Consider the following 8,463-nt stretch of genomic DNA (forward strand, 5'->3'; position numbering starts at 1 on the left):
GATTGCCATATCATAAGGAATTTTTTCTTAATATATGTCTTTGAGTAGATAGCTAATACTTCGGACAGGGTCTTACGTGAGGAGAATTCGGCGTGTGAAGGGCGATGGCACAGTGTGATTACGGCACGCCCTTGGGGGTCCAAGGGCATGCCCGGGGGTACCCGTTCGTGGAGCGGTCAGTGAGATGAGGTTGTAGCCGGGCACCCCAACGGGGAGAGTCAGTTCGCGTGGCGCTGTTCAGCCATCTTTTCTTCCAGATCCTCCAGTTTGTAGAGGAAGTCCAGTATCCAGCGTGCTTCTTGCATGGCGGCGTCGTCATTGAGGTTGCGGGCTGATGCGGCGATAGTTCCTTCATTGTCTAGCGGGATCCCACTGGTCATGCGTTCATGGTGTTCTTGAAACTCTTGAAGCAGGTTGGGATCTGGAATGTCGCGTTCTGCTTGGATGTTGATCAGGCTGTACACCCAGGCGTCTCGTAGTCGGCTCTGAACTTTTCCGGGGCCGATGGCCAGGGTGTGTCGAGCGGCCATGAATTTTTCGACTGCGTAGCTCAGGCTCATGCGTCAGCGTACCGAGTCATTGCTGAGTTCGCTGCTGGATGTGCTTGTCCACCAGGGCCACTCGGCGATCCCATTCGGCCATGAATGCTGCATCGCCGAAGGAATAGGCGCGGTGGATTCGACCAGTGGTCACGTGGCCTTCTGGGGCCAAGCAGTACAGAATCACCGTGGTCTGCGCAGGGCCACCCCTGCTGATTGAGCCTGTGAAGATGAATTCGTGACGCTCTTTCGAAAAGAGGGCGCCACGAAGCTCTTCGGGGGGGTCAGTTTTGAAGCGCAATACGGCCATGTACCCGCCCAATTTCCGCTGCAGCATCCCGGTGACGGGGACCCTGTTGAGTGTGGCCATGGATGTCATGCCTCAGAGTAGACGTTGTGTGAGTCGACTGGTGATAGTTTTGCGCGTCTGCTCGTCTTCCTGGAGGAGGCGCAGAAGTTCTTCGAGGACAACTTCCTGCGAGATGGGCCAGCCGGCGCGTTTGAGGTCCATCACGAAGGCATCGAGTGCGGCCTTCTGGCTGGGGCGGACGCGGGTGCTGAAGGCGCGTCGTTCTTCCCGGGCGGGCGCTTGGGGGATGACAGGTGCAGCTGGGCCGGGCTCCGGCACCAGGGCAGCGGGGGTGGGTGCACCCTGTTCAGGCGTGGTGTTCTCCCCTTCCCCTGGGCTTGTGACAAAACTACCGAATCGCGGTTTCTTCGTCATCAACACACCTCGAGCGTGAGACCGAGGACGTCTGCCCAGGCGTTCTCCGATCGGGGATCAGCGGCGTCCTTCACCAGTACGCCCTGCTCGTGTGCCCGTTCGTGGGCGGTGTACCGGCGGATGACGGTCTCGCATACCTGCAGGCCGACGCTGCGCAGTTCGTCGCGGGCACTCTGGCCAATGGTACCGACGGGCTGGGCTTTGGTGATGACGATGTACACGCGGTCGAGGTTCGCGTTCGTGGCGGGCAGTTGCTGCAGCAGACGGGCGGTCGCTTCGACCTCCACCGAGTTCGGCGCCGTGGGGATCAGGACCACGTCTGCGGAGTGGGTCAGGGCGGCAATATCTTCCAGGGCCGGGCGCCCTTCGGTATCCACGACCAAGTAACGGATCCCGGTGGGGATAGCCTCGCCTTCTTTCAGGACGGTGATGGGTAGCTTTCCCCGCGTGGCCCAACCGCTGCTGGTCTGGATCGCTGCGTCCGCGTCGATCAGGGCCGTCTTGCCCTTCAGGGACAGGGCGCCGGCGATGTTGACGGCGAGAGTGCTTTTCCCAACTCCGCCTTTGAGTGAGGTGAATGCGACTACGTGCGGTTTGGCTGTCATTCAGGTGAGCATACCTTCTCGCATACGTGCCCACATACTTTCATTCATGTATGAAAGAAAACATGAGAGAGTGACGACATGCTTACCAGCTTGAAAGGGTATCGCGGAGGTCGTCGACTTCGTAGTTTGCGTACCCGCGCCGGGTGGTCTCGACGGAGGCGTGCCCCAGGTGGTGCGCCACGCGGGCGATGTCGTTGACCTGGCGCAGCAGGCGGGTACCGGCGAGTTTACGTCCGGGATGGAAGCCACGGAATTGCACCTCTGCTGCTCCGAAGGCCTTCGCCATGTGATACCGGGCGGTCGTGACGTGTGAGTACGAGAAGACGGCGCCCTCCGGAGTGGTGCGGCGGCCGTCAGTAATCTGGCTCGAAGCCTGCTTGAACTTGCTCAGCACTCGGCGGAGGCTGCCGCTCATGGTCACGACCCGGCCCTTCCTTCCTTTGCCTTGCTGAATGGACACACGGCGAAGCTCCAGGTCGATGTCCTTCCACGTCAGCGAGAGCGCTTCGCTGATCCGTAGGCCCGCATGGGAGAGAAGAAGCAAGAGGACCTGGCCCTGTAGGTCGGTCTGCTCCATCACGGCCGCGATGTCGTCCTCGCTGTAGGGCGGTCTCTTCACGAGTCCGGGTGTGGGATCCCTGGGCACCTTGACGTCGCGGAAGGGTTCAGCCTCTGTGGCGCCGGCCCACCGGAGGGCCCGGTACAGGCAGTTCGCCGCGGCGACTTTGAGTTGAACGCCTGCGGGCTTGCGCCCGGAACCCAACATGTGCGCCACGTACCCGGATGCGTCGCGCCGTCCAGGGCGCAGGAGGTTGATGGCGTTTGAGGTCGCGTACTCGGTGAAGTGCCGGACGCCGAGGGTGTAGGCCTCGATGGTGCGTGGACTGGTTAGCAGGCCGCTGGTCCCCTCGTGGGTAAGGTAGGCGCAGGTTAGGGTGACCAGTCCCGACAGGTCCTTGTCTGCGGCTGCCTTTACGGCGCGGCGTCGGAGTTCGTCGTCGGGGAGGCCAGCCCAGGTCTGCGCTTGAGCAAGACGGTCACCCTGATATCTGTCGAGGGTCACGGAATGTGCGGGAGCTGCTCCAAAATTATGGCAGCGTATTTTTGAAGGTCCATTGAGATGAGGTCTTGGACACTCAATGCGGACTGTTTAGCGACAGCATATGCAGCAGGATAGTAATCGCGGGTATCTAAAAGTTCCTCACGTTCACTTTCTTCTGTACTCGTGAGTGTGCCTCTTTGTTCAGCTTCGATGAGACGAGAGATCTTTGCGCGGACTTGTGGGTCCGTGGTTTTGTCAAATTGCACGTATGCATGACCTACTTCACACTCCACCATACACTCGGCAATGCCTTCATGGAGTAGGTACTTCGTGAGCTTCAATTCAGTTTGATTAGCAGGATCATTTGGACGGCGGAGATGGTGTGCTACCTCATGGGCAATAGTTGCTCTAGCACGCATCAAGTTTGTGGTCGACCATTCAAAAGTCACAAACTGCTCTTCCCATTGTTCCCTCTGCGTAGCATGCACACCGTCGTATTCTGCCATAGACGCGTCATGTATCACTGGTAGAATTACGATATTTAGATCTCGATTGGAACCATACTTGTTCATGACGGCTTGCGCGAATTGGGCGATCGCATGGCCATCTGTCAAGAATTCTGCGATAGAAGAATGCTGAAGTTGCGTAAATCCGTGTTTATGCCCGTGATCGATCATTATTTCCGCCATCATTACTTGCGCGGCACTTCCAGTAATGGAGTGGTTCGGTAGGGCAGGTGTGAAATATGCTCGGGCGCCTAGAGTCATACTACTACCTTATCCTACCCAATGGAAATTAGGGAGGAAAGATGCAGGGGGGCTCTCAGCTGCTCGGCCGACAGTCGGGTGATGCATCCGGCCGGCTGCGTGTTGATCCGTTGCCCTTCCAGCACCAGCAGGATGTGAATGAAGCGGTATCCACGTCAGTTCACGTATCCACTGCGTCAGGGCGCTGTCCTGACGGGGTTTGGGATGGTAGTGCCAGGACGACTTCGTCTTGTAGCCACATTCGACTCTGTTGGCGGATTCAGGTGAGGGCTCCCAGACTCCGTATTTCTCGTTGCCGAGTCGCGATGGTCCGCCCCGCCGAACAGCAGATTTCGAATTCGCCAAGGCTCTTCCTGGATTCCAGGGAGCTGAGGGCGCTCTGATAAACTATCAGCATGCTGAGCTTAATTCAGCTCCTGGACGACGAAAAATGCTTCAAGGTCGTCCGGGAACTCCGTTGGCCCGATGGGGTGGACTGCCCGCACTGCCACGCGCCGCATGTGGTTCAGCAGGGCCGGGACGACACCCAGAGATTCAGACAGCGATATCGCTGTCTGAATTGCCAGCGGAAGTTCGATGATCTGACGGGCACCGTCTTCGCTGGTCACCACCAGCCCCTGCGGCAGTGGGTGGCGTGCTTGTATCTGATGGGTCTGAATCTGAGTAACCGCCAGATCGCCCACGAACTCGGCCTGAACGAAGATGATGCCCAGGACATGACCCGCAATCTCCGGCAGGGCGTGGTGGACGCGTCCACCACGCCCACACTCGCAGGCACGGTCGAGATCGACGAGGTGTATCTCATCGCTGGTCATAAGGGCCAGAGTGATCTGGTGAAAAAAAACATCGTCCTGGACGTAGACGGCGACTGAAGGGCAAGCGAGGACGCGGCACCGCCGCGTCCGACAAACCGCCGGTCTTGGGGATGATCGAGCGGGGTGGACAACTCGCGCTCTACCTCTGTGACAACGTTCAGCAGCGGACCATACAGCCCCATATCCTGGACACCATTCAGGCAGGCAGTGTCGTCAACACCGATGAATACTCGATCTACGCCCGGGTGCCCGCCTGGGGCTACACACATGTCACCGTGAATCACGGAGACCGGGAATGGGCGCGTGATGACGATGGCGACGGGATCAACGAGGTTCACGTCAACACGATTGAAGGCGTGTGGAGCTTGCTCCGCTCGTGGCTGCGTCCTCATCGGGGCCTTTCGCAGCGCTGGTTGCCGCTCTACCTGGCCTTCTTTCAGGCCATGCATAACATCCGTCGTCGCGGGTTTTCACTGTTGGAGCCAATGTTGAACCTACTTCTGACCTCAGCTCCCCGGAATCCAGGATGAGCCTTCGCCAAAAAAGTCTGGCCATTCTGCGAACTCTTCAGATCACCCTTGTGACCTTAACGGGGGTTTTCGGGCGATTGAGGACTCTGTTGGCGAATTCAGGTGAGAGCTTCCATACTCCGCATTTCTCGTTGCCGAGTCGCGATGATCCGCCCTGCCGAACAGCAGTTTTCGAATTCGTCAACAAAGTCGATTGAGGCTACAACGCGCTGATGTAGTCCAGGAGCAGCGCCCGCAGCAGCTGCACTTCTGGCAGCAGGTTCAGCGGATCCGGGTCCGCCTCGAACTTCTCGATCAGGGCCTGCAGGCGCGGCCGTTCCACCAACGAGTACCGCCCCGTCGGCGCGGGCGTGCTCCCCCCATGCAAGTAGCACCGGCCCGCGCCCAGGTGATCCGTCCGGAAGCCCGTCGGGTGCCGGCACGGCCCACCCCCACGCTTCCCCTTCGCCCCGCAGATCTGCCCCGGCTCCCTCGGCTTCCGGGTCTTCGCGGGTTTCGCGGATTCTGCAAGGGGTTCCTGCGCCTGCGGATTCTGCAAGGGGTTCCGCGAGTTGCCGGCCGCGCCGCCGTTCGTGACGCGGGCCTTGGTCTTCTTCTTCGCGGCGCGGGCGGCTTCGGTCGGCGTGCGCCTAGGCTTCATCAGGGTCTTGAGGTCCTGGGTGAGGGTGGTGTCGAACAGGCTGGCGTAGCAGCTACCGCCGTCGGGGAATTCGATGCGCAGCATGTCTTCTTCGCTGCCTGGGGGGCGGGCGCTTTCGCCGCTGGCCATCCCGGTGCGGCCGTTGTGGGGGTGGGCCTTGGCGGTGATGGTGACTTCGCGGGGGAAGGTGAGGCCGTCCGCTGGCGGGGTGGGGGGTTCGGTCTTGGGGCGTTTGGGCATGGACGGCTCACCTCCTGGGCTGGCATGGAAAAGCCCCTGTGCTCGGGCTGAGGCAGGGGCTGGTGTGATGGTGATGGTGGGGGGATTATTCGGGGAGCATCGCTTCAAGCTGGGCATTCAGGAGTTCCAGGGCGCTTTCTTCCGTGTACATCCCTTCGTGAATGACGTGTAGGTCCTCGCTGAGGAGCAACTCGATCTTCGCGTACCCGTCCTTGCCTGTGCTGGGGCGGAAGCGGATGCTGGCCGGATTCTTCGGGGAGAAGGTGCCATCGTCGTTCTCGATCAACTCTGGGGTGTGCATCATTCGGGTCATACGTCAGCGTACGGGATTCCCACCGCGGCTGCGTCCTCACTTCGCTCGGGTCCACTGGGCAGATTTCCCACTCGCGGAGATCCCTGCGAGCGGATAAATGCTGTCTGGCACGCTATCCAGCGTTTTGTGTCACCATACGGCCATGACTAATAACCGCAACGGAATGAAGGCCATCGCCACCATGAATGATCACCCGAAGGGCCTGCTGGAGGTGTTCGAGGATGACTTCGAAGAGTACCGGGTGTATGCCAACGGATTCGACGTCACCGAGCAGATCGTTGGGATAAACAACACGCCCGCTGACTTCCTGGAAAAGGCTGCAGACCTGTGGGACGAAGGCATGTTACGGCTCCGCTGAATGGTGGGGAGTCCCGGAGTTGAACCTGGGCGGCGCACGCCTGTGCGGCTGGCGCGCCGTGGCCGTCTCCCCGTGTCCCAGTCTCTCCCGGGCGTCTCGCCTCGTGTCCGGCGTTCGACCCGCGCGGCGGTGTATGGCCAGGTGTAGTCGGCTGCTCAGGGCAGTTCAGTCACGCGTGGCGGCGCGTGACGGCTGGGTTGTCGGTGACGCGGGGCGCGGCTCAGACGTGCACGGTCGGTACCTCCGGGGTTGATGTGGGCGGCACAACACGAAAGGCCCGCAGTCATGGCGGGCCTTCGGGCGCTTTGGGTACACGTTGTGCAGCTTGATGAAAGTTAGGGGATTTATGACGACGTTTTGTCAAGTCCCCAGGCCGAGCGCGTGAAGTACACGTGTGGTCGTGTCGATCGCAGGCTGGGAGTCCGCGACGATTCCAACGATCAGGCCGAGCGTGGAGAGCAGGATGTTCATGCGCTGGCCGACCTCCTGCCAGCGGCTCTGCTCAGCGGCCGCCGTGGCACTGTCGGCGAGATTCTGCGCTGCCTGATAGTTGCCGATGGGCGGAAGCGCCGTGATCGTGCGCCGTAGCTCATGTGGTCCTCAATCCACTTTTACTAGCTAATCTTCGATCGTGAAAACATGTTCGGGACTTCGCATCCCGTTTTATCATCGTTAACCGCGTATGTCTTGACGATAAAATCATCTTTTTCTTGTTTTACGGTCAGAAGTATATTCCTATCATCGAAAAGGCCAGCTTTAGCCCATTCAAGCAGAATATCCATATCGCTCTGGGCTCTGTAGTCTTCATTCCCCGCGCTAACGATCCAATTACCAACCCATTCTATGCGACCGCCATACAGATGATAGAGCGCCTCGCTCCATCCGAGAATGAATCTTTGATCTATTTTTAGCTCATTGCGGTGCTCGCCTTCATACCAATCAGGAATTCCAACGGTGCTCGCCATAACTATCCTCAAGCGATCACCTACGTGATAACCGAAGAGCAGGCCTCCTAATTTTCTTGATGACGAGAACAGCTGTCTCTGTAAAATTACGGACACATCGCTATATATCTCTACAGAACTCGTGACGTGAGTCTTGTAGCTTGAGTGATCTTTTGACGCTGGGGAGTTCCATCCGTACCTCTCCGTGACTCTCATTCTCTATCTCCAAATAATGAGGCGTGCCCTCGGCTCTGCGTTGCATGTCATGCATGACCTACCCGCGACGTACAGCCCATTTCGGATGCCCCAGGCTGGAAGTGGCCTACCGGACCAACGCCGGACGTGGCGGGTGCACCTCGTATGACACAGGCAGACCCGTTGATGTGAAGTCCATCTGTCCGACTGTACTTCAAGTGATAGTCGATTGCCAGTCAGGCACCTGACCGGATGTCCGGTCAGATGTGGTCGACACGGCCTGAACTGGACCGTACGCTCAGAGCAGGTCCCGCAACTCCACGTTCAATCCGTCTGCGAGGGCCGCCATGTTATCGATGCTGACGTTCCGGATACCACGCTCCACCTGCGCGATATACGACCAGTTCAGGTCTGCGCGCTCCGCGAGGTCTTCCAGCGTCAGGTTCAGGGCATGCCGGCGCGCCCGGACGCGCACTCCAAAGGTCTTACGGGCTTCGCTGGGTGGGCGGCGGCTGGTCGGCATCCGCTCAGGCTGCCCTGAGCTATCAAAATGTGTACAGTTACTACACGTACTATCACCCTAAGTATCGGAGGTTCTCTCATGACCCGCTCCCTGCTTCAGCGTCTCGCCCTGCTCCCCGCCTTCCTGCTCACGGTCGCCGCCGCCACCCTGCGCGTCCCCTACACGGGGTCACGCTAGAGTTGGAACGAAAATTCCCGCTAAGCGTGCAAGCATGTCAAGTTGACGTTC

General features: G+C 59.3%; 13 protein-coding genes. 3 read left to right on the forward strand and 10 right to left on the reverse strand.

The features are described from left to right. Positions 1 to 218 precede the first annotated feature (218 nt). From IEY70_RS15760 to IEY70_RS15785, 6 genes are all read right to left on the reverse strand, one after another. On the reverse strand, positions 219 to 560 hold the full coding sequence (locus IEY70_RS15760) for a hypothetical protein (RefSeq protein ID WP_189065983.1): 342 nt from the start codon (positions 558 to 560) through the stop codon (positions 219 to 221). 16 nt (positions 561 to 576) lie between these two features. After that, positions 577 to 918, reverse strand: a complete 342-nt coding sequence (locus IEY70_RS15765; protein WP_189065984.1) for a hypothetical protein — start codon at positions 916 to 918, stop codon at positions 577 to 579. A 3-nt stretch (positions 919 to 921) separates the two neighbouring features. Further along, positions 922 to 1,263, reverse strand: coding sequence for a hypothetical protein (locus IEY70_RS15770; protein WP_189065985.1), 342 nt, complete (start codon positions 1,261 to 1,263; stop codon positions 922 to 924). After that, a complete protein-coding gene (locus IEY70_RS15775; protein ID WP_189065986.1) occupies positions 1,263 to 1,868 on the reverse strand; it encodes a ParA family protein in 606 nt (201 codons plus the stop codon). Before IEY70_RS15775 ends, IEY70_RS15770 begins: the two co-directional genes overlap by 1 nt. Positions 1,869 to 1,950: 82 nt before the next feature. Further along, complete coding sequence (locus tag IEY70_RS15780; protein WP_189065987.1) at positions 1,951 to 2,931, reverse strand: tyrosine-type recombinase/integrase; 981 nt, start codon at positions 2,929 to 2,931, stop codon at positions 1,951 to 1,953. Then, positions 2,928 to 3,677, reverse strand: coding sequence for a DUF2268 domain-containing putative Zn-dependent protease (locus IEY70_RS15785; protein ID WP_189065988.1), 750 nt, complete (start codon positions 3,675 to 3,677; stop codon positions 2,928 to 2,930). Before IEY70_RS15785 ends, IEY70_RS15780 begins: the two co-directional genes overlap by 4 nt. 395 nt (positions 3,678 to 4,072) lie before the next feature. Between IEY70_RS15785 and IEY70_RS21065 the strand changes: the two genes are divergently transcribed. Next, on the forward strand, positions 4,073 to 4,549 hold the full coding sequence (locus IEY70_RS21065) for a transposase (protein WP_229777979.1): 477 nt from the start codon (positions 4,073 to 4,075) through the stop codon (positions 4,547 to 4,549). Then, positions 4,546 to 5,022: an IS1595 family transposase gene (locus IEY70_RS21070; RefSeq protein ID WP_373290803.1), complete on the forward strand. Its 477-nt coding sequence runs from the start codon at positions 4,546 to 4,548 to the stop codon at positions 5,020 to 5,022. The genes IEY70_RS21065 and IEY70_RS21070 overlap by 4 nt, the downstream gene beginning before the upstream one ends. A gap of 199 nt (positions 5,023 to 5,221) precedes the next feature. Here the strand turns inward: IEY70_RS21070 and IEY70_RS15795 are convergent, their stop codons facing one another. Then, positions 5,222 to 5,902, reverse strand: coding sequence for a hypothetical protein (locus IEY70_RS15795; RefSeq protein ID WP_189065989.1), 681 nt, complete (start codon positions 5,900 to 5,902; stop codon positions 5,222 to 5,224). An 85-nt stretch (positions 5,903 to 5,987) separates the two neighbouring features. After that, the gene (locus IEY70_RS15800; protein ID WP_189065990.1) at positions 5,988 to 6,215 is read right to left on the reverse strand and encodes a hypothetical protein; all 228 of its coding nucleotides are present in this window, start codon (positions 6,213 to 6,215) and stop codon (positions 5,988 to 5,990) included. A 142-nt stretch (positions 6,216 to 6,357) separates the two neighbouring features. Here IEY70_RS15800 and IEY70_RS15805 point away from each other — a divergent pair, with 142 nt between their 5' ends. After that, complete coding sequence (locus tag IEY70_RS15805; RefSeq protein ID WP_189065991.1) at positions 6,358 to 6,573, forward strand: hypothetical protein; 216 nt, start codon at positions 6,358 to 6,360, stop codon at positions 6,571 to 6,573. Between the two features lie 614 nt (positions 6,574 to 7,187). On the opposite strand, the gene IEY70_RS15810 is transcribed toward IEY70_RS15805, so the two are convergent. Both IEY70_RS15810 and IEY70_RS15815 read right to left on the reverse strand, forming a co-directional pair. Beyond that, a complete protein-coding gene (locus IEY70_RS15810; protein WP_189065992.1) occupies positions 7,188 to 7,538 on the reverse strand; it encodes a hypothetical protein in 351 nt (116 codons plus the stop codon). Between the two features lie 472 nt (positions 7,539 to 8,010). Next, positions 8,011 to 8,235, reverse strand: a complete 225-nt coding sequence (locus IEY70_RS15815; RefSeq protein ID WP_055364181.1) for a helix-turn-helix domain-containing protein — start codon at positions 8,233 to 8,235, stop codon at positions 8,011 to 8,013. Positions 8,236 to 8,463: the final 228 nt, after the last annotated feature.

The sequence above is a fragment of the Deinococcus seoulensis genome (genome assembly GCF_014648115.1).
Classification (GTDB): domain Bacteria; phylum Deinococcota; class Deinococci; order Deinococcales; family Deinococcaceae; genus Deinococcus; species Deinococcus seoulensis.